This window comes from Dyella sp. SG562 (assembly GCF_011759495.1).
In the GTDB taxonomy this organism is placed as follows: Bacteria; Pseudomonadota; Gammaproteobacteria; order Xanthomonadales; family Rhodanobacteraceae; genus Dyella_D; species Dyella_D marensis.
Window position 1 is genome coordinate 1 of sequence record NZ_JAAOYS010000018.1, and the last position, 23,840, is coordinate 23,840.

Here is a 23,840-nt window from a genome sequence, read left to right on the forward strand (position 1 = left end):
TCTCTTTGGTTACTTTCTCTTTGGGCCAGCAAAGAGAAAGTGACCCGGGCGCCGGCAGGCGCACGGAATGCCCGCTGCATAAGCGGCCAAATCGCGGCCACGCGACAACCGAGCGATACAGAAACCGGATCCCGGCCTACGCCGGGATGACGAGTAGGAGTGGCCACGCCAGGATCACGAGCGCCCCACATCTCGCCAACACAAAAAAGAGGCCCGCTTACGCGGGCCCCAAAACCAAAACCATCCAAATAACCGTTACGCCCCGTGCGCCTTCAGCCACGCATCGATCGCGGGCAACCGCTCACCCTTCACCTTGACGCGATACTCAATATTCGCCACCGCCGTATCCGCATCCCGACGCGACCCCGCCGCCACATACTTCTCCGCGTAAGCCTTCACCTTGGCGATCATCGAAGGATCCAGCGACCGCGAAGCCAGCTGCGGGTAATAGCGGCTGCTTGCGCTGGAATCCACCTTCTTGTCCACCTCGGCCTTGTGCGCCACGGCGAAATCGAACGCCAGCTCCGGATGCTGCCCGGACACCACGCTGATCATGCTGGCGCTGTTGGTGGCGCCGGGCTCGTCGGTCAGCGCCAGGTCCAGCGCCTTCTGCGCCAGCGCCTTGTCGCGGCTGATCGACAGCAGCGTGTACAGCTGGTCCTTCACCAGCGGGGTCTTCTCGGCCTTGGCCATGGCGTGCAGGCGGTCCCAGGTGGCGGCGTCCGCGTTGCGGGCGACCACGCCCAGGATGGTGCGGCGCAGGGCGGCCGGCATCGCCTTGGGATCCTTGTCCTGCGCATCGAAGCGGCGCTGCGCTTCCTTGAGCACGGCCGGATCGCCGAGGTTGCCGAGCGTGCCGATCAGTTCCATGCGCTGGATCTTGACCGGATCGGCCTCGCCTTCCTTCGGCTCCCAGCCGACCTTGGCGAACACCGGCGCCAGCTTGGCCACGGCGAACTTGCGGAACGCGGCCTGGCGCGCGGCATCGCCCTGGTAATAGCCGTCCAGACCGCTGAGGTCACCGGCGATATCGCCCCAGATCTGCGGATCGGCGTCGGTCGGCGTCGCCTGCACCAGGTCGAGGAAGTCCGAGGACGGACGCTTGCCGGCCATGCCCAGCGCCCAGGTGTCGCCCAGCGTACCGAGCTGGTCGATCGGCTGCAGCTTGGCGAAGTTGTCCTTCAGCGCGGCGAACTGCTCGGCGCCGTACAGCGTGCGGTAGTAGCCGCTCTGGCCGGCGTTGACCACCACCGGGCCGCAGCCGGGCACTTCCAGCGTGGCCTTGCCGCCGGTCACCAGCGTGCGCGCGGGGGCCCCGCCGACGGTCTGCGCGATCACCGGCACGCGCCAGGACAGCGGCTTCTTGTCGGGGCGGTCGCGGGTGAATTCGCCCTGGCTCAGCTTCAGCGTGGTCTTGCCGCCGGCGCAGCTGGCGGAGTCGACGGTAATGAGCGGAATGCCCGGCTGCAGGGTGAAGTCGTGCGCGACGTCGGAGATCGGCTTCTTCGAAGCCTGCTCCACCGCGCGCCACAGATCGTCGGACACCGTGTTGCCGTAGGCGTGCTGCTTCATGTACAGGCGCACGCCGTCGCGCCATGCGTCGGAACCGACGTAGCCCTCGAGCATGCCGATCACCGCCTGGCCCTTGGAATAGGTGATGGCGTCGAAGGCCTGGCTGGCCTGCTCCACCGTCTCCACGTGCTGCACGATCGGATGCGTGGTGGCGATGGCGTCGCGATTCATCGCGCCTTCGCGCACATTGACCTGTTCCAGCTTGGTGTTCCATTCCGGATGCAGCTTCTCGGTGGTGCGCGCTTCCATCCACGAGGCGAAGCCTTCGTTGAGCCACAGGTCGTCCCACCAGCGCATGGTGACCAGGTCGCCGAACCACTGGTGCGCCATCTCGTGCGCCTGCACCGAGAACACGTTCTGCTTGTCGGCCTGGGTGGAGATGGTGGGGTCCAGCAGCAGCACGTATTCGAAGGTGTAGATCGCGCCCCAGTTTTCCATCGCGCCGAAGAACTGGCTGCGGCCCGGCGAGGCGATGTTGTCCAGCTTGGGCAGCGGATACGGCGTGCCGAAGTAGTCGTTGTACTCGGCCAGGATGGTCTTGGCCGAATCCAGCGCGAAGTTGGCCTGCGACAGCATGCCCTTCTGCGTGACCACGCCGACCTCGGTCTTGCCGGCCATCGCGGTGGCGCGCTCGAATTCGCCCACGCCGAAGAACAGCAGGTAGGTGGACATCTTCGGCGAGGGCTGGAACTGGATCGTCACCAGGCCGTTGCCGGCGTCGCTCTTCTTCGCCACCGGCATGTTGCTCACCGCCATGTCATCCGCCGGAACCGTGGCGGTGAGGCTGAAGGTGGCCTTGTAGTTCGGCTCGTCCCAGGACGGGATGAAGCGGCGGGCGTCGGAGTTCTCGAACTGCGTGTACAGCGCGCGCTTCTTGCCGGCCTTGGTGTCGTAGTCGATGGCGAACAGGCCGTTGGCCTGGGTGCCGATCTTGCCGGTATAGGTCATCGCCAGCGTGTAGCTGCCCTTGGGCAGCGGCTTGTCGAAGCTGAAGGTGGCGGTCTGCTTGTCTTCGTCCACGGCCACCTTGGCCGCCTGCGCCTTGCCGCCGGCCGCGGCCAGGGTGACTTCGGAGAAGCTCATGCCCATCGCGTTGAGGGTGATGCTGCTGGTCGGCTCCAGCACGTCCACCTTGATGGCGACCTTGCCGTCGAAGCTCAGCTTGTCCGCGTGCGGCGTCACCGCCACGTCGTAATGCGTGGGGCGCACGTTGCGCGGCAGCTGGGTGGTGGTCTGCTCGACGGCGTGCTTGGCCGCGGGGACGGCGGCGGCAGCGCTCATGGAAGCGCTTGCGAGCGCCAGGACGATCGCGGAAACCAGGGTGGAACGGCGCATGTCAGCTCCTTGGGAAAGGCGTGGGGTCCGGCGGGTGCCGGCGAGGCATTCGGGAGGCGGCCGGCGAAGCTCCCCTTCTACGGCACGTCCCCATGATGGTCGCCGGCCATGCCGGGCGGGAGCACGGCCCGGAAGTCATGGCGGGGTGCGGCGATGCTCGCGGGAGGGGCCGTCGGCAAAAAACGCGCGGCCACTGAAAAATCGACTTAGCGCGGGCTTAGCAAATACTTAGGCGGAGTTTGCGCGAAGCATTCGAATAAATAAGCGCCGTGCGCCATATCGCTATTTTTGAAACGCAATTAATTGCCCATCTAAAACGATTACGCAAAAAATCCATGCACACCGCTTTCACCGGCCGCGAAAGCTTCGCGCAACCCTGAAAACAGGCCGGCGTGCGCAACCGCGCGACGACTGGCGCGCCACCGCAATGAAAATAGCTTTGCGAAGCATTATCTGCGCAAGAAACCCGCGCACGAACTTGCGCAATTTCACGGAAATTAATCGCAACAAAAAGCCGGAAAAAATGCCCTGAAAATCCAATTGACCGGTGCTCCGCCGGTATTTATATCGTCGTCAATTCGCCGGCCCGGGGAGGGGTTGACGAATATCCCGGTGGAGGCGCCGCTGTGGCACGCGTCGGCTCGCCGCGCCAAGGGAAGCGGACCGGGATCCGCGGGGAGCAAGGCCGAAACCAGGTCCGGCCCAAGCCGGGCATCCACTTGTGCATGGGGTCCGAGCGGCCGCATCGGGCGCGCTTGTCCCCAGAAATCTCAACCGGGGAGTCATTCATGAAGACGTGTTCCATCGCAGTGACCGCCATGACCGCGCTGCTCGCCCTGAGCGGCGGCGCCATCGCGGCCGGCGGCAGTCCCGCCGCGGCTGGCCAGGCCGCCAGCAGCCAGGTCGCCAATCCTTACGCGCCCAACTACGACCACCCATACCGCCACGGCGCCGTGCCGACGCGCGAAGCGCACGCGCAGATGAAGCAATGGGCGGCCTTCCATCTGGCCACGCCCGCGGCCACCGGCACGCAGACGCTGAGCTACGGCGGCGGCATCGACGGCATCGGCGTCACCAGCGGTACGCCCAAGGTCTACCTGGTGGTGTACGGCAGCCAGTGGGGCACCGCCGGCACCGACGCCAACGGCAACATGACCTTGTCCGGCGACTCCGCCGGCGCCGTGCCCTACCTGCAGCAGATGTTCAAGGGACTGGGCACCAACGGCGAGCTGTGGTCCGGCGTGATGACGCAGTACTGCGACGGCGCCGGCGTGTCCTCCGGCGCCACCGCCTGTCCCACCGGCGCCTCGTATGTCGGCTATCCCACCGGCGGCGCCACCCTCGCCGGCGTGTGGTACGACAACTCGGCAGCTTCGCCGAGCAATGCCACCGCCGCGCAGCTCGGCCAGGAAGCGGTGAAGGCCGCGGGCCACTTCGGCAATACCACCGCCGCATCCAACCGCTATGTGCAATACGTGATCCTGTCGCCCACCGGCACGCATCCGGACGGCTTCAACACGTCCAGCGGCCAATTCTGTGCGTGGCACGACTACAACGGCGACGTGGGCGTGAGCTCCTCGTACGGCGACATCGCGTTCACCAACATGCCCTATGTGCTCGACATGGGTTCCAGCTGCGGACAGAACTTCGTCAACAGCGGCAGCGCCGGCAATCTCGACGGCTTCTCGCTGGTGAACGGCCACGAATACGCCGAGACCATCAGCGACCAGAACCCGGCCGGCGGCTGGACCAACCACACCGGCTCCAGCTACAACGGCCAGGAAAACGCGGACGAATGCGCGTGGCTCAGCTCCGGCCAGGGCGCCAGCGCGAACGTGGCGATGAGCACCGGCAACTTCGCCATGCAGAGCACCTGGTCCAACGACACCAATCGCTGCGACCTGGCGCATCCGGTAGTCGGCGGCGGCGGCGGTGGCGGCGGCACGCCCACGGCCAACTTCAGCTACACCACCAACGGCCTGACCGCGAACTTCACCGACAGCTCCACCGACAGCGGCGGCAGCATCACCGCGCACGCGTGGACCTTCGGCGACGGCGGCACCTCCAGCGCCACCAACCCGAGCCACACCTACGCGGCCAACGGCACCTACAGCGTGACTGAGACCGTGACCGACGGCGGCAGCGGCAAGACCAGCAGCAAGACGGCGTCGGTGGCGGTGTCCAGCGGCGGTGGTGGCGGCAGCCAGCTGATCGTCAACCCCGGCTTCGAGACCGGCACGGCTTCGCCGTGGTCGATGAGCTCCGGCGTGCTGTGCAGCAACTCCAGCTGCAGCGGTGAAACCGCGCATGGCGGCACCTGGTTCGCGTGGCTGGACGGCTATGGCAGCAGCCATACCGACACCGTCTCGCAGAGCGTGGCCATTCCCAGCGGCAAGACCAGCGCGACGCTGACGTTCTACCTGCACATCGACACCGCCGAGACCACCACCACCACGGCGTACGACAAGCTGACGGTGCAGGTGCTCAACAGCAGCGGCACCGTGCTGAAGACGCTGGCGACGTACTCCAACCTCAACAAAGCGTCGGGCTATACGCAGCGTTCGTTCGACCTGAGCGCGTACATCGGCCAGAGCGTGACCATCAAGTTCACGGGCACCGAGGACAGCTCGCTGCAGACCTCGTTCGTGCTGGACGACGTCAACCTCAACGTGCAGTAAGACGCAAAGCTGGGGCATGAAACGCGACGGGCCCGGTCCATGACCGGGCCCGTTCTGCGTCGATGGAAGCGGTCTAGGTCTGGTCTGACTTTATGGCCGAACAGGCCTCCGGCCGACCGCGCCGGCCTTAATCTGACCTGCCCTTCCGAGCACGCCAGCCCCTTCGCCATGCGATCACCGGCGAGAGCCAGGCAATAGGTCGGGGCAAATTTCGTTTATTTCGTATATTGCATTTATTTCGATTTTGGAGGAGCATCCGCCATGAACGTAGTCAGGATCGACCGCTGGAGAGCTCCCATGACCATGCCGCGCCAAGACATCCCCTCGCTGCCACCCACCCCCGAAGAAGCCGAAGCCGCCCGCGCCAGCGGCCGCCTGCTGGCCGCCTACCTCGGCGACGGCGGCAACGGACGCATCAAGGTCATCGACGGCGACGCCACCATCGACGTGCCGGTCAGCGCCCTGCGCATGCTGGTGGAAATCCTCGCCAACATGGCCGAGGGCAAGGCGGTCAGCATCATTCCGGTGAAGGCTGAGCTGACCACCCAGCAGGCGGCCGACTTCCTCAACGTGTCCCGGCCGCATCTGGTCTCGCTGCTCGAAGCCGGCGACATCGCCTTCCACAAGACCGGCACGCATCGGCGCATCTACGCCAGCGACCTGCTGGCCTATCGGCACAAGCGCGATGCGGCGAGCAGGAACGCCCTCGACGAGCTGGCCGCGCAGGCGCAAGAGCTGGGCCTTGGATACTGACCGTGCCCTTTCCGGTGATTTACGACGCCTGTGTGCTGTACCCGGCACCCTTGCGCGACCTGCTCATGCGCCTGGCGCTTACGGGCCTGTTCCGCGCGCACTGGACCGAGCGCATCCATCACGAATGGATGCGCTCGGTGCTGGCCAGGCGTCCAGAGCTGAAGCCGGAAGCGCTGCAGCGCACGCGCGAGCTGATGGACTCAGCCGTGCCCGACTGCCTGGTCGCGGGCTACGAACAGCTCGAGGCAGGTCTGGCGCTTAAAGACCCGGACGACCGCCACGTGCTGGCCGCGGCCATCCGATGCCATGCCGGCGTGATCGTCACGTTCAACCTCAGGGACTTTCCGCAGCACGCGCTCGAACCCTTCCACATCGAAGCGCAGCATCCCGACGAATTCATCCATCACCTGTTCGACCTGCAGCGCGGCAGCGTCTGCGCGGCGGTCAAAGCTCAACGCGAAGCGCTGAAGAACCCGCCGAGAACCGTCGAGGAATGCCTGGCTACGCTGCTGGCGCAGGGGCTGCCGACCACCGTGGCGGCGCTGCGCCCGATGACGGCCTTGCTGTAAGCACGCGCAGCGGCTTACTCCCTCCCTGCCCGCAGCACCGCCAGGCCAAGCGCCGCGAACGGCGCCAGCACGGCCTCTGCCGTATCGCCCTCCACCACCAGGGTCTGCGCGGCCTGCACCGGCGCGATCACATACGGCGAGGCCGCGTGCAGTTTCTCCGCCGAAGCGAGCACCACCACTTCGGCCGCGCGTTCGATCAGCGCACGCTTCACGCTGGCTTCCTCGAAATCGCCGGTGCTCAGGCCAGCGGTGGGATGCACGCCGGTGACGCCCATGAAGTACAGGTCGACGCGCACGCGCCCGATCGCCTCCATCGCCGCGGCGCCCACCGCCACCACCGAATGCTTGAACAGGCGTCCGCCGATCAGCACCACCTCGATGCCCGCGTGATCCACCAGTTCCACCGCGATGCTGGGACTGTGCGTGACCACCGTGGCGCGCAGCGCCTGCGGCAGGCTGCAGGCGAGCTGCACGCAGGTGGTGCCGCCGTCGATGAAGACCACCTGCCCGGGCAGCACCATCTGCGCCGCGCGGTGCGCGATGGCGGATTTCGCCTCCGGGCCGATGTGCTGGCGATGGCCGAAGTCCGCCATCGCCGGCGAGGCTGGCAGCGCGCCACCATGCACGCGTTGCAGCAGGCCTTCGGCGGCCAGCTCGCGCAGGTCGCGGCGCACGGTGTCTTCGGACACGCCGAAGGTTTCGCTCATCGCTTTGGCGACGACCTGCCCGTCCCGTTGCAGGGCGGCGAGGATGGCTTGCTTGCGCTGGCTGGTCAGCATGGCGTTTGCACGAATTTAATTGACTTTGCACGAAACTGCACGATACGGTAACCAGTGTCCCCTGTCCAGCTGGATTCCCCCATGTCCACCACCGCCGACCGGGTCCGCGTGATCGACAGCCAGGTGCTGTCGAACGACTGGTACCTGCTCAAGAAGACCATTTACGACTTCCGCCGCGCCGACGGCAGCTGGCAGCGCCAGCAGCGCGAGACCTACGACCGCGGCAACGGCGCCGCCCTGCTGCTGTACCAGCGCGAGACGCGAAGCGTGGTGCTGGTGCGGCAATTCCGCTTCCCCTGCTTCGTCAACGGCCACGACGGCATGCTGATCGAAGCACCCGCCGGCCTGCTCGACCAGGCCACACCCGAGCAGCGCATCCGCGCCGAAGCAGAGGAGGAGACCGGCTACCGCGTCGGCGAAGTGCGCAAGGTGTTCGAGGCTTTCATGAGTCCCGGCTCGGTCACCGAGAAGCTGCATTTCTTCGTCGCCGAATACGACGCCTCGCAGAAGGTGGGCGACGGCGGCGGGCTGCCCGGCGAAGGCGAGGACATCGAAGTGCTGGAGCTGCCGTTCGACGACGCCATGGCCATGCTCCGCCGCGGCGAGATCGTCGACGGCAAGACCATCATGCTGCTGCAGTACGCGGCGATGCATGTATTCGGGACTTGAGCGAACGCGGCGCGAAAAAAAAGCAGGGTCGCCGTAGCGGCCCTGCTTCTGCCGGAATAGGTCCGTCGCGCGTGGGTGGCATCGCTCGGGTAACGATGCCCGCGTGACGGAGGGGAGAAACCATGCGCGAGCCAAGAGCACAGACGCACTCCGGCCCGCTGACCATCTCCGGCCGCCTGGAGCCGACCATGGCTGCGCGCAACCTTAGGTTGCGATCGATGCCTCGACTTATATCCAGCTCACAAAGCGGCCAAGAACCGGCGCGGTGGGGCTTGCAATGGTTGTGATTGTGCAGGGGCGCACATCCGGTTCACGCGCTGGATCGCATCGGTCTTCACGGCGCCTTACCGCGCGCTGCGCAGAACACGCAGGCTATACGGATAGGCGCAGCGTCCGTTCGTCATCTGTCGCGCCACGCCTTGACCCGTACGCCGGACTGATAGCTGTCGCCCACGCCCGGCTCCGGCAGCTCGCCATCCGGATCGACCGCACGCCCAAGCATCTGACTGCCCGCATCGTCGTCGAACGAGCGATGCGCCCTCGCCTGCCCCGTGCCGCTGCGCCGGCCGACACCGCCCTCCGGGGCGATCGCACGCTCCGGCGGCGTCGCCGCGCTCGCCGTGGACGACTCACCGTCACCGCCGGTCGAGCCCGACTCGTCTTCGTCCTCGTCTTCGCGCGGCAGCTGCTTGGTGGGCAATTCGCCTCCCTGCTTCGGCTCGTCCTCGGGGGCGGTATCGCGGCGGGGATGCTTGTTGTCTGCGTTGGCCATGGCATGCGCTCCTGCTGCGGAGGGCTCATGGTCCAACCTGGATGATCAGCACGGCGTGGAAGCGGCGTGGTGATTGCGGAACGGCACAGTGAACGCGCTGCTTGAGTCCATAAAAAAAGCCCCGCATTGGCGGGGCTTTCTTCGTGTCGGGCAAGCACGCCCGATCAGGCAAACGGATCATCCAGCACAATCGTGTCGTCACGATCCGCACCCGTCGCCACGATCGCCAGGCGGCAACCGGAAAGCTCTTCCACGGCGCGCAGGTAAGCACGCGCCGCGGCCGGCAGCTTGTTCCAGTCGCGGATGCCGGCGGTGGATTCTTCCCAACCCGGGAATTCCAGATACACCGGCTTGCATTCCGCCCAGCCGTCCGCGTCCAGCGGGGCCAGCTCGCGGCGCTTGCCGCGGTATTCGTAGGCGATGCAGACCTTGATGCTGGGCAGGCCGTCGAGCACGTCGAGCTTGGTGATGGCCAGGCCGTTGATGCCGTTGATCTGCACCGCGCGCTTGAGCGCCACCAGGTCGATCCAGCCGCAGCGGCGCGGACGGCCGGTGCTGGCGCCGAACTCGTTGCCGACCTTGCGCAGGCGCTCGCCCATCTCGTCGTGCAGCTCGGTGGGGAACGGACCGCCGCCGACGCGCGTCGCATAGGCCTTGCAGATGCCCAGCACGTAGTCGATGTCGCCCGCGCCCACGCCGGTGCCGGCCAGCGCGCCGCCGACCGTGGTGTTGGACGAGGTGACGTAGGGATAGGTGCCGTGGTCAATATCCAGCAGCGCGCCCTGGGCGCCTTCATACAGGATGTGGCCGCCTTCCTTGCGCACGTCGTGCAGGATGGTGGCGACGTCGTCGACCATCGGGCGGATGAACTCGCCATAGGCCAGCGCGTCATCCAGCACCTGCTGGTAGTCGACCGCCTCGGCCTTCAGCCACTGGGTGAGGATGAAGTTGTGGTACTCGACCGCGGTCTTCACCTTCTCCGGCAGCTCGTGCGGATACATCAGGTCGGCCACGCGGATGGAGCGGCGGGCGACCTTGTCCTCGTAGGCCGGGCCGATGCCGCGGCCGGTGGTGCCGATCGCGCTCTTGCCGGCGGCGGCTTCGCGCGCCTTATCCACGGCGATGTGGTACGGCATGATCAGCGGGGTGGCCGGGCTGATCTTCAGGCGCGAGCGCACTTCCACGCCCTGCGCTTCCAGTTCCTCGATCTCGGTCTTCAGCGCCTGCGGTGACAGCACCACGCCATTGCCGATCAGGCAGAGCGCGTCGTCGCGCAGGATGCCGGACGGAATCAGGTGCAGCACGGTCTTCTTGCCGCCGATGACCAGCGTGTGGCCGGCATTGTGGCCGCCCTGGAAGCGTGCGACCGCCCGCACCTGCTCGGTCAGCAGGTCGACGATCTTGCCCTTGCCTTCGTCGCCCCATTGCGCGCCGAGGATTACGACTGACTTGCCCATGATCTTTCTCGCTCGTAGGTCGTGGCCCCATCGGGGGGCCGGAGGATGTTGAATCGAAAACGTTGCAGGCAACCGCGCGTCAATGCACCAGCTGCAGGAACAGCAGTCCGGCCGCCATGACCACCGCGCCGCAGATGCGCAGGCTCCGCGGCTCCATCTTCAGCGCCTCGCGCACCATGCTCTGCCAGCCGCGCGGCGAGGCGAACAGCACCAGTCCCTCGATCACCAGGACGAGGCACAGCGCGGCGGCGAGGTCGTGCGACATGCCCGGGCTGCCTCAGCGCTTGCTCGCGCCGTCGTTGAAATACTTCAGGAACTCCGAATCCGGCTTCAGCACCAGCACGCCCTTGCCGTCGTCGAACGACTTACGGTACGCGCCGAGGCTGCGGTAGAAGGCGAAGAATTCCGGATCCTGCCCGTAGGCCTGCGCGTAGATCGCCGCGGCCTGCGCGTCGCCTTCGCCGCGGATCTTGGCCGCGTCGCGCTCGGCTTCGGCGCGGATCACCTGGCCCTGGCGGTCGGCGTCGGCCTGGATGGTTTCGGCGGCCTGGCGGCCGGTGGAGCGCAATTCGTTGGCCAGCTGCAGGCGCTCGGCGCGCATGCGCTTGTACACCGACTCGCTCACTTCGTCCGGCAGGTCGATGCGCTTGATGCGCACGTCGACCACGGCGATGCCGAGGCTCTTGCGCGCGGTGGCGTCGGTCTGCTTGCGCACGCGCTCGGTGATGTCCTTGCGGCCGCCGGCGATCAGTTCCTGCAGGGTGCGGCCGTTGAACTCGAAGCGCAGGGCGTCTTTCACGATCGGCGACAGGCGGTTGGCGGCCTGCAGCTCGGCGCCGGCGGTGGCGCGGTAATAGGCGGCGTTGTCGGCGATGCGCCACTTCACGTAGAAGTCGACGTTGACGCTCTTCTTCTCGGAGGTGAAGTAGCGCTCCGGCTGCGCCTCCAGGGTGAGGATGCGGTTGTCGAACAGGATGGCCTGCTGGATCAGCGGCAGCTTGAAGTGCAGGCCCGGCGTGTCGCCCGTGCGCACGATGCGGCCGAACTGCAGCACCAGCGCGCTCTGCCCTTCGTGCACCACGTAGGCGCTGTTGAAACCGAGCAGGACGGCGATGACGACGATGATGCCGGCGAGGAATTTCATCACTGCTTCTCCTTGCCCGAGTCGGCGGCCGGCGCCACCGTGCCCACGCCCGGCAGGTCGCGCACGGCGGCGCGGTCCAGCGGCAGGTAGATCATGTTGCGGCCGCCGGTGCCGTCCAGCACCTTGGGATTGTTGGACATCACGTCCTCGACGGTTTCCAGCCACAGGCGGCGGCGGGTCACTTCGGGCGCGCCGCGGTATTCCTTGAGGATGAGATTGAAGCGGTCGGCGTCGCCGGTGGCGCGCGCCACGCGCTCGGCCGAGTAGCCCTGCGCCTGGGCGGCGATGCGCGAGGCTTCGCCGCGTGCTTCGGGCACCACCTTGCTGGCGTAGGCGCGGGCGTTGTTCTCGGTGCCCTGCTTGTCTTCGCGCGCGGCGTTGACGTCGTCGAAGGCGTCCTTCACTTCCTGCGGCGGCGACACGTTCTGGAAGCTCACGTCGGTGACGGCGAGGCCGGCGTCGTAGCTGTCCAGGGTGGCCTGGAGGATCTCGCGGGTCTGCTGCTGCAGCGTGTCGCGCGTCTGCGCGGCGGCGGCGGCCTGGGTCACGGCGGCCTGGGCGGCGGCGACCGGCGCGGCCGCGGTGGACGGCGCGGCGGGCACGGCGGCCTGCTCCGGCGCGGAGCTGGTGAGGATGTTGTCCATCACATTGGCGCCGACCACGGAGCGTACCGCGGCCTCGGCGGCCTGGCGCAGCGTATCTTCCGGCTGGCCGCTCAGCGAGAACAGGAATTTGCGTGCGTCCGACACCTGGTACTGCACGTTGAAGTCGACCGAGATGATGTTCTCGTCGCTGGTCAGCATGCGCACCTTGTCGGACACCGAGCGCACCTCGGTCGTGCTGACCTTGGTGACGGTCTCCAGCGGACGCGGCAGCTTGAAGTGGAAGCCCGGCTGCAGGGTGCGGGCGTACTGGCCGAAGCGCAGCACCACGCCGGCCTGGCGGGCGTCGACGATGGTGTAGCTGCTCAGCAGCAGGGAGGCCAGCAGCAGGGCGAGCACGATGGTGAGCACGCCGCCGGGGCCGCCGCCTAAGCGGGACAACCGGTTCTTCAACTGCTTGAAAGCATCGTCCAGACCGGATTTACCGGGGTTCTGGCGAGGCTTGCCCCAGGGGTCACGTTGCCCGTTACCGGGTTCGTTCCAGGCCATTGTCAGTCTCCTTGAGGCCGCTGGGAGGCCGGCAGCAATAGCCGGAAGCACCTTGGTCGGAAAGCATCATGGTGGCGAGTCGCGTCCGGGCAAGGGTCCTGCCCGGCAGGGAAGCGGCACAAACGGCGGGCATTCTAGCAGAGGCGGACGGGCGAAGGCCCGTCCCGCCTCGCTCACGGCTCGTCGCGGGGCTCGCCCAGCAGGCCGCGCAGCAGCTCGGCCTCGGCCGGGCTGCCGCCGCTCAGCGGGGCGATGACGCTGCGCGGCGCGTCGATGCGCAGGCGCCAGCCATCCTCGTCCACGTCCTCGCCGGCGATGGCGCCGGCGGCCTTCAGCCGCGCATGCAGGCGGCCGGCGGTGAGCGGCAGGCGCAGCTCGGACTGCACGCGCTCGCCGCCGAGCAGTTCGCCCAGGGCCTGGCACAGCAGGTCCAGGCCCTGCCCCGTGGCGGCCGACAGCCACACGGTGGCCGGGCGGCCTTCGTCGTCGCGGTCGATGCGCGGCTCGGTGCCGGCCAGGTCGATCTTGTTCATCACGCGCAGCTGCGGCACGTCGCCGGCGTCGATTTCCTCCAGCACGCCGTCGACCACCTTGTGCAGGTATTCGCGTTCCTCGTCGGCGGCGTCGCTCACGTGCAGCAGCAGGTCAGCGTCGCGCGCCTCGGCCAGGGTGGCGCGGAACGCGGCCACCAGGTCGTGCGGAAGATCGCGGATGAAGCCCACGGTGTCGGCCAGTACGGCCGGGCCGCAGCTGAGGTCGTCCAGCTTGCGCACGGTGGGGTCGAGCGTGGCGAACAGCAGGTCGGCGGCGAACACCTCGCCGGAAGTCAGCTTATTGAACAGCGTGGACTTGCCGGCATTGGTGTAGCCCACCAGGGCCACCCGCGGCACCGTGTTGCGCAGGCGCGCGCGGCGCTGCTGGGTGCGCTGCACCTGCACCTTCTCCAGGCGCTTGCTCAGCATCTTCACGCGCTCGGCGAGCAGGCGGCGGTCGGTTTCCAGCTGGGTTTCGCCCGGGCCGCGGTTGCCGATGGCACCGCCGCGCTGGGCGTCCAGATGGGTCCAGCCCCGCACCAGGCGGGTGGCGACGTGCTTGAGCTGGGCCAGCTCTACTTCCAGCTTGCCTTCGTGCGAGCGGGCGCGCTGGGCGAAGATGTCCAGGATCAGGCCGGCGCGGTCGACCACGCGGGTCTTCAGGTGCTTCTCGAGGTTGCGCTCCTGCACCGGGCTGAGGGTGTGGTCCACCAGCACCAGGTCGGCTTCGAGCGCGCGCACCATCTCGGCGACCTCGTCGGCCTTGCCGGAACCGATGTAGTAGCGCGGGTTGGGGTCCTCGACGCGGGCGGCGACGCTGCCCAGCACTTCGGCGCCGGCGGATTTCACCAGCTCGGTGAATTCTTCGGCGCGGCGCACGGTGTCGCCCTCGCCACGGGAATGCGGCAGCACCAGTACGGCGCGCTCGCCTTTCTTTTGTCTATCGAACACGGATGCGGAATGACCTGTGCGGAATGGGCCCGGCACCGGGCCGGACGGCCGCGACGGGGCGAATGCGAAGTGTAGCGTCGCCAGCGGCCGCGGGGGTCGGAAACGACCAAGCGGCGGGACCTTAAGGCCCGCCGCCTCTTACACATGGGTCATTCCAGGCCCGTTTCAACCTTCCGTTTCGGGCGCCGTCGTAGCCTCGACGTGGCCCTCGTGGCCGGTCCCCATCCGCACGTTGCGGCTGGGCACCACGGTGGAAATGGCGTGCTTGTAGACCATCTGGCTGACCTGGTTGCGCAGCAGCACCACGAACTGGTCGAACGACTCGATCGTGCCCTGCAGCTTGATGCCGTTGACCAGGTAGATGGCAACCGGGACGCGCTCGCGGCGCAGTGCGTTCAAAAACGGATCTTGCAATGACTGCCCTTTGGACATTGTTGTTCTCCCCTCGCATCGGACGGGCCGGATAAAAGACGCTCGCGCGCCCCGGCCCAAGGCTTCGGAATATTAACCACTTTTAAATCGTTGATGAAAGGCTCCGCGCCCGCGTTGGAAAGCCTTTCCGGCAGGCTGCCCGGGAAGCGCGAACCCGTTCGCCAAAACCGCGCGCCAACCTTAGCCGGAAGCGCCCAGGAACAGTTCCAGCGCGTCGACGGCCCGGGCCTCCAGGCCGGGGCGGTCGGGGTCGAAAGTCCGCGCGTCCAGCTCGCCGCGCAGCCAGGTGATCTGGCGCTTGGCCAACTGGCGGGTGGCGAACACGCCGCGGTCGCGGAATTGTGCGGCGTCGGTGGCGCCATCCAGATGCTCCCAGGCCTGCCGGTAGCCGACCGCGCGCATCGAGGGCAGGTCCGGATGCAGGTCGCCGCGCGCGCGCAGGCCGCGCATCTCGTCGAGGAAGCCGTCGCGCAGCATGGCGTCGAAGCGTTCGGCGATGCGCGCGTGCAGCGGCGCCCGGTCCGCCGGCAGCAGGGCCAGCTTGAGCACCCGCCAGGGAAAGCGCTCGCCGCTGCCGCCGCGCTGCTGTTCGGACAGCGGGCGGCCGGTGAGTTCGATCACTTCCAGCGCGCGCTGGATGCGCTGCGCATCGTTCGGCCCGATCCGCGCGGCGGCGGCGGCATCGGTCCGGCGCAGCCGCTCGTGCATGGCGGGCCAGCCGATCAGTCCGGCCTCTTCGGTGAGGCGTTCGCGGATCGCCGCGTCGGCCTCCGGCAAATGTGACAGCCCATGTTGCAGCGCGCGGAAGTACAAGCCCGTGCCGCCGACCAGCAGCGGAACCTTGCCGCGCGCCGTGATGTCTTTCATCGCCTGCAGGGCGTCGGCGCGGAAATCCGCCGCCGAATACGGCTCGGCCGGATCGCGGATATCGATCAGCGCGTGCGGATGGCGCGCCAGCGTCGCCGCATCCGGCTTGGCCGCGCCGATGTCCAGGCCGCGGTACACCAGCGCGGAATCCACGCTCACCAGCTCAACCGGAAAATTCTCGCTCAGCGCACACGCCAACGCGGTCTTGCCCGACGCCGTAGGGCCCATCAAGAAAATGCTGGGGTGACGCGAGTCGGCAGGCATGTACGCTTCCGGAGGGCTCAAGGTGACGTGCTGGGTCAGGCTGGCATGCAGCGTTTTCCCGCCCAACGGCAACGCAACGCCATTTGGACGGTATGGGCACGTGCCTTGCTTCACATTTTGGACGAGAATCACGGTGTCTTGCACGATCGCAACCGTGGTCAGCCACAGCGAACCGCCGAGACAACGTTGAACGGGGGGAAGTACGGAATGAACAAACGCAAGTACATGGTGGCCGAACCCGGCAACCGCGCCTCGGCACCCGCTGCCGCCGCCAAGCCCGCGCGCGCGGGCGACGATGGCGCGCCACCGGTGTGGCACAAGGACAACCGCGGTTTCTGGTTCGTGGTCTGCGTCGCGGCCAGCCTGGTTTTCGCGCTGATCTATTCGGCGCTGCGCTGAGCCGCCGTGCAGGTTGGGGGGAGCGCAGCGAACCCCAACGCGGCCGCGACGCCCGGCCTTCCCTTTGATAGGACGACCTGAAACGTCTGTTGGGGTTCGCTGCGCTCACCCCAACCTACGTTCGCCGTCGGCGCGGCATCACCGCGCCGGCACGCCCAGCTCCTTCAGCAGCCACGGCGCCGGATACACCTTGTCCATCAGCCAGCGCATGTAGCGCATGTCCACGTGGATCGCGCGCTTGTAGCGCGGATCGAACATCCAGCTCGCGCTCACCGCTTCCCAGTTGCTGTCGAAATTCAGCCCCACCAGCTGGCCGTGCGCATTGAGCACGGGCGAGCCGGAGTTGCCGCCGGTGGTGTCGAGGTTGCTGAGGAAATCCACTGGCATCACGCCGGAACGCTTGTCCAGATAGCCCTCGTAGTCGCCCTTGGCGATGGCGTCCAGCAGCGGCTTGGGCGCGTCGAACGGTTCCACCCCGGTGTTCTTCTCGACGATGCCGGCGGTGCTGGTCAGCGGCGAATAGCTCACCGCGTCGCGTGCCTTCAGCGGCGTGACCTTGCCGTAGCTGACGCGCAAGGTGGAGTTGGCATCCGGATAGACCGCCCGCCCCTGCTGCTCGCGATAGGCGATCAGCGCCTGCATATAGGCCGGGCGCAGGCGCAGCAGCTCGCCGTCGCGCTCCTTGCGCTGGTCTTCGAGGCGCAGCAGCGCCGGCTGCAGCGCCGCCGCCAGCTTGAGCAGCGCGTCGTCCGACTTCGCCACTTCGTCGGGCTGCGCCTTCAGCCAATGCAGGCGCTGCGCCTCGTCGCCGAGCTGGGTGGCGCCGTAGACGCGGTCCAGCGTGCCGGCCAGTTCGGCCGGCGTGCGGCCGAAGGCGGCGTCGAATTCCGGCACGCGCTGCGGATCGGGCAACTGCTGATAGCGGATGAGCAGAGCCGTGAGGATGCGTTTTTCCACCCCCGCGTCGTAGCGGCGCTGCACCTGCTTGAGCATGCCGGCGGTGAGGTCCTCATCGCGCTGCTGGTAGCCGGTTTCGCGGTCGGCGTCGGGCTTGGCGCGTTCGTGGGCGTAGCGCTGCAAGGTGAGCGCCGAGCGCAGCAGCTGCGTCTGCGCTTGCAGGATGGCGAAGAGCAGATCGCGCTCGCGGTTGGCATTGCCGCCGGCGATCAGCTTGGCCACCGTGTCGATGTCCGGGCGCAGCGTTCTTGCCTGCGGCTGCTTGTCCAGCCACGCCAGCATGGCGTCCTCGTCCTTGCGGCGGATGTCGACCGCGTCGCTGCGCTTGAGGCCGTCGAGTTCGCCGCTGAAACGCTTGATGCCGTTCTTCAGCGACTGCAGTTGCGAGGCGTAGCGGATCGCCGCCTGCTTGTCGGCGCGGCCGGCGTCCTCGATCACGCCCTGCACCTGCTTCATCACCTCCACCGACTTGGGCAGACGCCATTGCACCTGGTCGGCGAACTCCGCCGCCGTGCGGTGGCGATAGGTGGTGCCGGGATAGCCGGCGAGCATGACGAAGTCGCCCTCGTTCACGCCTTCGCTGGCGACCTGCAGATGCGCCGGCGGGTGGTACGGCTGGTTTTCCTTGGCATAGGCCGCCGGCCTGCCGTCGGGGCCGACATAGGCGCGCAGCACGGTGAAGTCGCCGCTGTGGCGCGGCCAGACGAAGTTGTCCACTTCGTCGCCGTAGTTGCCGATGGCGCGCGGCGGCGCGTAGACCAGGCGCACGTCGCGGATCTCCAGCTGCTTCACCAGGTAGAAATCGCGCCCGTAGAACATGTTGACCACGCTGCAGCGATAGCCCGCCTCGCGCTCGCACTCGGCCACCAGCGCCTTGCCGGCGGCGTCCACCGCGTCGTAGTAGGCGCGGCCGGTCTTGCCCCGGGCCTGGGCCAGCACCTGGTCGGTGACCTTGTCGAAGCCGGTGGTCACGCGCAGGCGGAAGTCCGGATTGGCCGGCAGCTCCTGCGCGCGGTCGCCGGCGACGAAGCCGTGCTGGATCAGGTCGCGCTGCGGGTTGCTGTTGTACTGGATGACGCCGAAGGCCACGTGGTGGTTGGTCAGCACCAGGCCGTCGCCGCTGACGAAGGCGCCGGTGGCGCCGCCCACCTTGACCACCGCGCTGAGCGGCGGCCTGGTCAGGTCCGCCAGGTCGGCCGGGTTGCCCTGGAAGCCGGCGGCGCGCAGCTGCTTGCCGATCGAGGGCAGCTGCGAGGGCATCCACATGCCCTCGTCCGCCTGCGCGCCCGGGGCCAGTCCCATCGCCATGGCCGCGGCCAGGCCCATCGTCTTCTTACGCATCCGCTGTCCCTTCTGGGTGATCGCACAAACTTGCGACCTTAGACCGAAGCGGCCGGGCCGGCAACGCTGCACTGCACGAAGACGGCCCGCCGTGCCCGCACTTTATAATCGCCGCTTTCCCCGCCCGCCTTGCGGGCCAGCCGATGGATTCCCCATGCAGCAGACGATGAAAGCCCTGGTCAAGCGCTTGCCCGAGCAGGGCATCTGGATGGAAGAAGTGCCCGTGCCGGAGGTCGGCCCCAACGAGGTGCTGATCAAGATGGAAAAAACCGCCATCTGCGGCACCGACCTGCATATCTACAAGTGGGACGAGTGGAGCCAGCGCACCATCAAGCCGGGCCTGACCATCGGCCATGAATTCGTCGGCCGCATCGTCGAGATCGGCCCTGGCGTCACCGGCTACAAGATCGGCGACCGCGTCTCGGCCGAGGGCCATATCGTATGCGGCCACTGCCGCAACTGCCGCGCCGGCCGCCAGCACCTGTGCCCGAACACGGTGGGCATCGGCGTGAACCGCAACGGCGCCTTCGCCGAATACATGGCCATGCCGGCCTCCAACCTGTGGCCGATCCCGGACCAGATCCCCTCGGAGCTGGCCGCCTTCTTCGACCCCTACGGCAACGCCGCGCACTGCGCGCTGGAGTTCGACCTGATCGGCGAGGACGTGCTGATCACCGGCGCCGGCCCGATCGGCATCATCGCCGCCGGCATCGCCAAGCACGTGGGCGCACGCAACGTGGTGGTCACCGACGTCAACGACTACCGCCTGAAGCTGGCCGCCGACATGGGCGCCACCCGCGTGGTGAACGTGGCCAACCAGTCGCTGCGCGACGTGGTGAAGGACCTGCACATCGAAGGCTTCGACGTGGGCCTGGAGATGAGCGGCAACCCGCGCGCCTTCAACGACATGCTCGACTGCATGTATCACGGCGGCAAGATCGCCATGCTCGGCATCATGCCGCGCGGCGCCGGCATCGACTGGGACAAGGTGATCTTCAAGGGCCTCACCCTGCAGGGCATCTACGGCCGCCGCATGTACGAGACCTGGTACAAGATGACCCAGATGGTGCTCACCGGCTTCCCGCTGCAGAAGGTGCTCACCCACCAGATCCACATCGACGAATTCCAGAAGGGCTTCGACCTGATGGATGCCGGCCATTGCGGCAAGGTCGTGTGTTCCTGGCTTTGATGCGGAGCCGGCTCTGATCGTGGCCTGAAGGCTCCCGCGCCGGGCGTGCGCGGGAGCCCACCGAAACGTCTCATGCACGGGTAAACTCCCCCCGCGACCGGCGCTTATGGGACTGGGTTAGGCAGTGCGCGGCCGGGGTAGGACCGCACGCCGTCGGGTCGCTTAACTGACGGAGCATCGCCCGCATGGCAGATCAGATTTCTTCCGGCAGTTCCCGGCTGGCGGCGGCGCGCACACGTGCGCTCACCGTCTACCGCTCGCGGCGCACGCGCAAGACCGCGCTGATCGCCGCCATCGTGCTGGTGCTGTTCGGCCTGTTCGGCTTTCTCGCCGCGCCGTCGATCATCCGCGGCCAGATCGAAAAACACGCCAGCGCCGCGCTGGACCGGCCAGTGACGCTGGGCAAGGTGCACCTCAACCCCTACACCTTGCGGCTGCAACTGGACCAGCTGCATATCGGTGAACGCAACGGCAAGACCAGCTTCGTCGACGTCGACCAGATCGTCGCCAATACCTCGTGGACCTCGCTGTTCCGCCTGGCGCCGGTGCTGGACGAACTCTCGCTGCAGCGCCCGCGCATCCACATCGCGCGCACGGCCGACCAGCGCTTCAATTTCTCCGACATCATCGAGCGCTACGCATCGCAACCGGCCGCGCCCGACGCCAAGCCGGCGCGCTTCGCGCTGTCCAATATCAGCGTGCACGGCGGCGACATCGTGTTCGATGATCAGGCGGCGAAAGCCAGCCACCATGTCGAGCAACTGGAACTTGGCATTCCCTTCCTCGCCAACCTGCCCAGCAGCACCGACGTGTTCGTCAAGCCGCTGCTGGCGCTGAAGGTGGACGGCAGCCCGCTGCGCATCGAAGGCCAGACCAAGCCGTTCGCCAGCAACCGCGAATCGGCGATCGGCTTCCAGCTCGACCGCCTCGACCTGCCCCGCTACCTCGGCTATGTGCCCAAGCCGCTGCCGATCGCGATTCCGAAGGGCCTGCTCAGCGGCAAGCTGGAACTCAATTTCGTGCAGACACCGGATGCGCCGCAGGTGCGCCTCACCGGCAACCTGCAGCTGGACGATTTCGCGCTGGACAGCAGCAAGGGCGAGCCGATCGCGCGCCTCGGCCATGGCACGGCGGAGTTGGCGGACGTGCAGCCGCTGGTGTCGCGCTACCGGCTCGGTGCGCTGAAGCTGGAGCAGGCCCAGGTCTATTACACGGCGAGCGAAGGCGGGCACAGCAACTACGACACATTGACGGCGCCGTCGGCGCCAGCCGATCCGGCGAAGAAAGCCGCGCCCACCGACCTGCGCATCGCCTCGATCGCGCTCACCGGCAGCGCCATCCACTACACCGACGCCACGCAGAACAAGCTCGATCTCGCCAACCTGCACGGCAGCCTGCTCGGCCTGAGCATGCTTGCCGCGCCGCCGGCGAAGCTCGATCTGGCCGGCCAGCTGTTCGGCGGCGACATCGGCGCCAAGGGCACGCTCGACCTGGCCGCGGCCACGCTGAAGGCGGCGCTGTCGCTCAAGCAGGTGGACATGGTGCCGCTGCAGGCGATGGCCGGCTCCGCCATGGCCGCGCGCGCCGCCAAGGGCAAGCTCGATGCCAACGGCCAGTTGCAGCTGGACTGGGGCAAGGCCACCAATGTGCACCTGGCGCCGGCGCAGGCCACGGTGAGCGATTTCGCGCTGGAAGCCGGCGGCAAGGGCCAGGCCGCACCGGTGGTCTGGGGCAAGCTGCAGGCGGACATCGAACAGATCGACCTGGCGTCGCGCCAGGCGCGCCTGAAAAGCCTGGTCGGCACCGGCCTTAGCCTGGACGTGCAGCGCGCGGCCAACGGCACTATTTCGCTCACCGAATTGTTCGCGCCGCCCAAGACCGCCGCCAAGGCAGCCGCGCCACGCGGCAAGGCCAGGCCGGCCGACGCCGGACCGGCGTGGCAATGGAGCATCGCCCACCTCGGCGTGGACAACGGCGCCGTGCGCTTCGCCGACCACGCGGTGGGCAACGGCAAGCCCGCGGTGGTGGAAGTGACGGCGCTCAAGGGCGGCATCGACGAGCTCAGCGACACGTTCAACCAGCAGCGCGCGATGAAGCTGGACGGCTCCATCGGCAAGGGCACGTTCTCGCTCGCCGGCAAGGTGCAGCCCTCCCCTGCCCTGGCCGAACTGGACGTCACCACCCGCGGCCTGGACATCGCCACCTTCGCGCCGTACATCAGCGTGCCGCTGAACGTGACCATCTCCAGCGCGCGCCTGAGCGGCAAGGGCAAGCTGCATTACGACGGACGCAGCGCGGAACCGAAGTTCGGCTTCAAGGGCAATGCCGCGCTGGAACGCGTGCGCGTGCAGGACAAGGTCACCGGCGACGACTTCCTGCGCTGGAGCGCGCTCAACGCCGGCAACCTCGACGTGGCCTACGGCAGCGGCACGCCGCGCATGCACGTGGGCAGCCTGGTGCTGAGCGCGTTCTATGCGCGCATGATCGTCAATGCGAATGGACGGCTGAATCTGGCTGACGTGGTGGCGAAGCCGGAGCAGGAAGCGCCGGTCTCGGTGACGCGCGCCGAAACCAATGCGCCGGCGGCACCCAAGGTGTCGAAGACGACGACGGAAACCGAGAAGCCCACCGAATCGATCGCTCCGGCGGCGGATATCCAGCTCGGCCAGATCACCCTGCTCAACGGCCAGCTCAACTACACCGACAACTTCATCAAGCCCAACTACACCGCCAACCTCACCAAGGTCACCGGCAAGATCGGCGCGTTCGGCACCGCGGGCGGCCCGCCGGCCGAGGTGGCCGTGCAGGCGCAGCTGGACGACAACTCGCCGGTGGACATCAGCGGCAGCATGAATCCGCTGGCGCCGGTGGCCTTCCTGGATATCCAGGGCAAGGCCAACGAAGTGGAGCTGACGCGCCTCAGCGCCTACTCCAGCAAGTACACCGGCTATCCGATCACCGCGGGCAAGCTCACCGTCGACGTGAAGTACAACCTCGACCAGCGCAAGCTCAAGGCCGACAACCACATCTACATCACCCAGCTCACCTTCGGCGACCGCATCGAAGCGCCCGGCATTTCGCACCTGCCGGTGAAGCTGGCGGTGGCGCTGCTGAAGGACACGCAGGGCAATATCGACGTCAACGTGCCGGTGTCCGGCTCGCTGGACGATCCGCAGTTCAGCATGGGCGGCCTGATCTGGCGCGCCATCGGCAACCTGATCGTCAAGGCGGTGACCTCGCCGTTCCGCCTGCTCGGCTCGGCCTTCGGCGGCGGCGACCACGAAGACCTCGGCTACGTGGAATTCGAACCCGGCTCGGCCGTGCTCAACGGCGCCGCGCAGGAGCGCCTGGGCAAGGTGGTGGCGATGCTCAACCAGAAGACCTCGCTGACCCTGGATATCGTCGGCCGCGCCGATCCGGCGCAGGACCAGAACGGGCTGCGCAAGGTGACCGTGCAGGACATGATCCGCAAGGAGAAGCTGCTGGACGACGGCGGCAAGAACGCCGACACCTCGCCCGCCGCGCTCGCCGCGGTGGCGATCACGCCGGACCAGGAAGAGCGCTATCTGGCGCGTGCGTACAAGCACGCCGACGACATCGACAAGCCGCGCAATGCGCTGGGACTGAAGAAGTCGCTGGAGCCCGACGAAATGCGGGCCTTGCTGGAGACCAACGTCAAGACCGACGACGCGGCGATGCGCGACCTGGCCGAGCGCCGCGCCAACGCGGTGCGCGACTGGCTGAAGGGCAAGCTGCCGGACAACCGGTATGGGCTGAAGGATCCCAAGCTCACGCCGGAGGGGATCGACGACAAGGGCAAGACGACGCGGGTGGATTTCGGCTTGCATTGACGCCTGCCGGCCTGCGCAGCCCGCGCAGGTTGGGGTGAGCCGCAGGCGAACCCCAACCGCGCCACGTCCAGACGCACCGCATCGTTGGGGTTGGCCTGCGGCTCACCCCAACCTACGCGGGCTTTTCGATCAGGCTCGGGTTTTCCGGCGGGCCGCAAAGGCTCACAATCGGCATCT

Annotated in this window: 18 protein-coding genes; 7 read left to right on the forward strand and 11 right to left on the reverse strand. The window is 67.5% G+C overall.

What is annotated here, in order from left to right:
* Positions 1-255: 255 nt before the first annotated feature.
* Positions 256-2,907: a M1 family metallopeptidase gene (locus tag FHW84_RS21865; protein ID WP_167258399.1), complete on the reverse strand. Its 2,652-nt coding sequence runs from the start codon at positions 2,905-2,907 to the stop codon at positions 256-258.
* 788 nt (positions 2,908-3,695) lie between these two features.
* Here FHW84_RS21865 and FHW84_RS21870 point away from each other — a divergent pair.
* The 3 genes from FHW84_RS21870 (at position 3,696) to FHW84_RS21880 (ending at position 6,907) form a co-directional block, all read left to right on the forward strand.
* Complete coding sequence (locus FHW84_RS21870; protein WP_243868248.1) at positions 3,696-5,585, forward strand: PKD domain-containing protein; 1,890 nt, start codon at positions 3,696-3,698, stop codon at positions 5,583-5,585.
* A 297-nt stretch (positions 5,586-5,882) separates the two neighbouring features.
* Positions 5,883-6,338 carry a helix-turn-helix domain-containing protein gene (locus FHW84_RS21875; protein WP_167258401.1) on the forward strand — a complete coding sequence of 152 codons (456 nt, stop codon included), beginning with the start codon at positions 5,883-5,885 and terminating at the stop codon, positions 6,336-6,338.
* A 2-nt stretch (positions 6,339-6,340) separates the two neighbouring features.
* Positions 6,341-6,907: a PIN domain-containing protein gene (locus FHW84_RS21880; protein WP_343203637.1), complete on the forward strand. Its 567-nt coding sequence runs from the start codon at positions 6,341-6,343 to the stop codon at positions 6,905-6,907.
* A gap of 14 nt (positions 6,908-6,921) precedes the next feature.
* On the opposite strand, the gene FHW84_RS21885 is transcribed toward FHW84_RS21880, so the two are convergent.
* Complete coding sequence (locus FHW84_RS21885) at positions 6,922-7,686, reverse strand: DeoR/GlpR family DNA-binding transcription regulator (protein ID WP_167258403.1); 765 nt, start codon at positions 7,684-7,686, stop codon at positions 6,922-6,924.
* 81 nt (positions 7,687-7,767) lie between these two features.
* On the opposite strand from FHW84_RS21885, the gene FHW84_RS21890 reads away from it, so the two are divergent.
* Positions 7,768-8,355 carry an NUDIX domain-containing protein gene (locus FHW84_RS21890; RefSeq protein ID WP_167258405.1) on the forward strand — a complete coding sequence of 196 codons (588 nt, stop codon included), beginning with the start codon at positions 7,768-7,770 and terminating at the stop codon, positions 8,353-8,355.
* Between the two features lie 400 nt (positions 8,356-8,755).
* Here FHW84_RS21890 and FHW84_RS21895 read toward each other — a convergent pair whose 3' ends face one another.
* The 8 genes from FHW84_RS21895 to miaA form a co-directional block, all read right to left on the reverse strand.
* The gene (locus tag FHW84_RS21895; RefSeq protein WP_167258408.1) at positions 8,756-9,127 is read right to left on the reverse strand and encodes a hypothetical protein; all 372 of its coding nucleotides are present in this window, start codon (positions 9,125-9,127) and stop codon (positions 8,756-8,758) included.
* A gap of 164 nt (positions 9,128-9,291) precedes the next feature.
* A complete protein-coding gene (locus tag FHW84_RS21900; RefSeq protein WP_167258410.1) occupies positions 9,292-10,584 on the reverse strand; it encodes an adenylosuccinate synthase in 1,293 nt (430 codons plus the stop codon).
* A 79-nt stretch (positions 10,585-10,663) separates the two neighbouring features.
* Positions 10,664-10,849 (reverse strand): DUF2065 domain-containing protein, encoded by a 186-nt coding sequence (locus FHW84_RS21905; RefSeq protein WP_167258412.1) that lies wholly within the window; start codon positions 10,847-10,849, stop codon positions 10,664-10,666.
* A 12-nt stretch (positions 10,850-10,861) separates the two neighbouring features.
* Complete coding sequence (gene hflC, locus FHW84_RS21910; protein WP_167258414.1) at positions 10,862-11,728, reverse strand: protease modulator HflC; 867 nt, start codon at positions 11,726-11,728, stop codon at positions 10,862-10,864.
* Positions 11,728-12,879 (reverse strand): FtsH protease activity modulator HflK, encoded by a 1,152-nt coding sequence (gene hflK / locus FHW84_RS21915; protein WP_167258416.1) that lies wholly within the window; start codon positions 12,877-12,879, stop codon positions 11,728-11,730. Before hflK ends, hflC begins: the two co-directional genes overlap by 1 nt.
* Positions 12,880-13,052: 173 nt before the next feature.
* Positions 13,053-14,363, reverse strand: a complete 1,311-nt coding sequence (gene hflX / locus FHW84_RS21920; protein WP_167258418.1) for a ribosome rescue GTPase HflX — start codon at positions 14,361-14,363, stop codon at positions 13,053-13,055.
* A 165-nt stretch (positions 14,364-14,528) separates the two neighbouring features.
* Positions 14,529-14,795 carry an RNA chaperone Hfq gene (hfq, locus tag FHW84_RS21925; protein ID WP_167258420.1) on the reverse strand — a complete coding sequence of 89 codons (267 nt, stop codon included), beginning with the start codon at positions 14,793-14,795 and terminating at the stop codon, positions 14,529-14,531.
* Between the two features lie 180 nt (positions 14,796-14,975).
* Positions 14,976-15,926: a tRNA (adenosine(37)-N6)-dimethylallyltransferase MiaA gene (miaA, locus tag FHW84_RS21930; protein WP_167258422.1), complete on the reverse strand. Its 951-nt coding sequence runs from the start codon at positions 15,924-15,926 to the stop codon at positions 14,976-14,978.
* A 207-nt stretch (positions 15,927-16,133) separates the two neighbouring features.
* On the opposite strand from miaA, the gene FHW84_RS21935 reads away from it, so the two are divergent.
* On the forward strand, positions 16,134-16,325 hold the full coding sequence (locus FHW84_RS21935; RefSeq protein ID WP_167258424.1) for a hypothetical protein: 192 nt from the start codon (positions 16,134-16,136) through the stop codon (positions 16,323-16,325).
* 138 nt (positions 16,326-16,463) lie between these two features.
* On the opposite strand, the gene FHW84_RS21940 is transcribed toward FHW84_RS21935, so the two are convergent.
* On the reverse strand, positions 16,464-18,623 hold the full coding sequence (locus FHW84_RS21940) for a S46 family peptidase (protein WP_167258426.1): 2,160 nt from the start codon (positions 18,621-18,623) through the stop codon (positions 16,464-16,466).
* 154 nt (positions 18,624-18,777) lie between these two features.
* Between FHW84_RS21940 and tdh the strand changes: the two genes are divergently transcribed.
* On the forward strand, positions 18,778-19,812 hold the full coding sequence (gene tdh / locus FHW84_RS21945) for an L-threonine 3-dehydrogenase (protein WP_208399922.1): 1,035 nt from the start codon (positions 18,778-18,780) through the stop codon (positions 19,810-19,812).
* Positions 19,813-19,997: 185 nt separating this feature from the next.
* On the forward strand, positions 19,998-23,663 hold the full coding sequence (locus FHW84_RS21950; RefSeq protein WP_167258428.1) for a DUF748 domain-containing protein: 3,666 nt from the start codon (positions 19,998-20,000) through the stop codon (positions 23,661-23,663).
* The last annotated feature ends 177 nt before the right edge of the window (positions 23,664-23,840 follow it).

Bases quoted from the DNA above. Each gene is read 5' to 3' on its own strand.
- FHW84_RS21865 (WP_167258399.1), bottom strand. From the start codon at position 2,907: ATGCGCCGTTCCACCCTGGTTTCCGCGATCGTCCTGGCGCTCGCAAGC.
- FHW84_RS21870 (WP_243868248.1), top strand. From the start codon at position 3,696: ATGAAGACGTGTTCCATCGCAGTGACCGCCATGACCGCGCTGCTCGCC.
- FHW84_RS21875 (WP_167258401.1), top strand. From the start codon at position 5,883: ATGACCATGCCGCGCCAAGACATCCCCTCGCTGCCACCCACCCCCGAA.
- FHW84_RS21885 (WP_167258403.1), bottom strand. From the start codon at position 7,686: ATGCTGACCAGCCAGCGCAAGCAAGCCATCCTCGCCGCCCTGCAACGG.
- FHW84_RS21890 (WP_167258405.1), top strand. From the start codon at position 7,768: ATGTCCACCACCGCCGACCGGGTCCGCGTGATCGACAGCCAGGTGCTG.
- FHW84_RS21895 (WP_167258408.1), bottom strand. From the start codon at position 9,127: ATGGCCAACGCAGACAACAAGCATCCCCGCCGCGATACCGCCCCCGAG.
- FHW84_RS21900 (WP_167258410.1), bottom strand. From the start codon at position 10,584: ATGGGCAAGTCAGTCGTAATCCTCGGCGCGCAATGGGGCGACGAAGGC.
- FHW84_RS21905 (WP_167258412.1), bottom strand. From the start codon at position 10,849: ATGTCGCACGACCTCGCCGCCGCGCTGTGCCTCGTCCTGGTGATCGAG.
- hflC (WP_167258414.1), bottom strand. From the start codon at position 11,728: ATGAAATTCCTCGCCGGCATCATCGTCGTCATCGCCGTCCTGCTCGGT.
- hflK (WP_167258416.1), bottom strand. From the start codon at position 12,879: ATGGCCTGGAACGAACCCGGTAACGGGCAACGTGACCCCTGGGGCAAG.
- hfq (WP_167258420.1), bottom strand. From the start codon at position 14,795: ATGTCCAAAGGGCAGTCATTGCAAGATCCGTTTTTGAACGCACTGCGC.
- miaA (WP_167258422.1), bottom strand. From the start codon at position 15,926: ATGCCTGCCGACTCGCGTCACCCCAGCATTTTCTTGATGGGCCCTACG.
- FHW84_RS21935 (WP_167258424.1), top strand. From the start codon at position 16,134: ATGAACAAACGCAAGTACATGGTGGCCGAACCCGGCAACCGCGCCTCG.
- FHW84_RS21940 (WP_167258426.1), bottom strand. From the start codon at position 18,623: ATGCGTAAGAAGACGATGGGCCTGGCCGCGGCCATGGCGATGGGACTG.
- tdh (WP_208399922.1), top strand. From the start codon at position 18,778: ATGCAGCAGACGATGAAAGCCCTGGTCAAGCGCTTGCCCGAGCAGGGC.
- FHW84_RS21950 (WP_167258428.1), top strand. From the start codon at position 19,998: ATGGCAGATCAGATTTCTTCCGGCAGTTCCCGGCTGGCGGCGGCGCGC.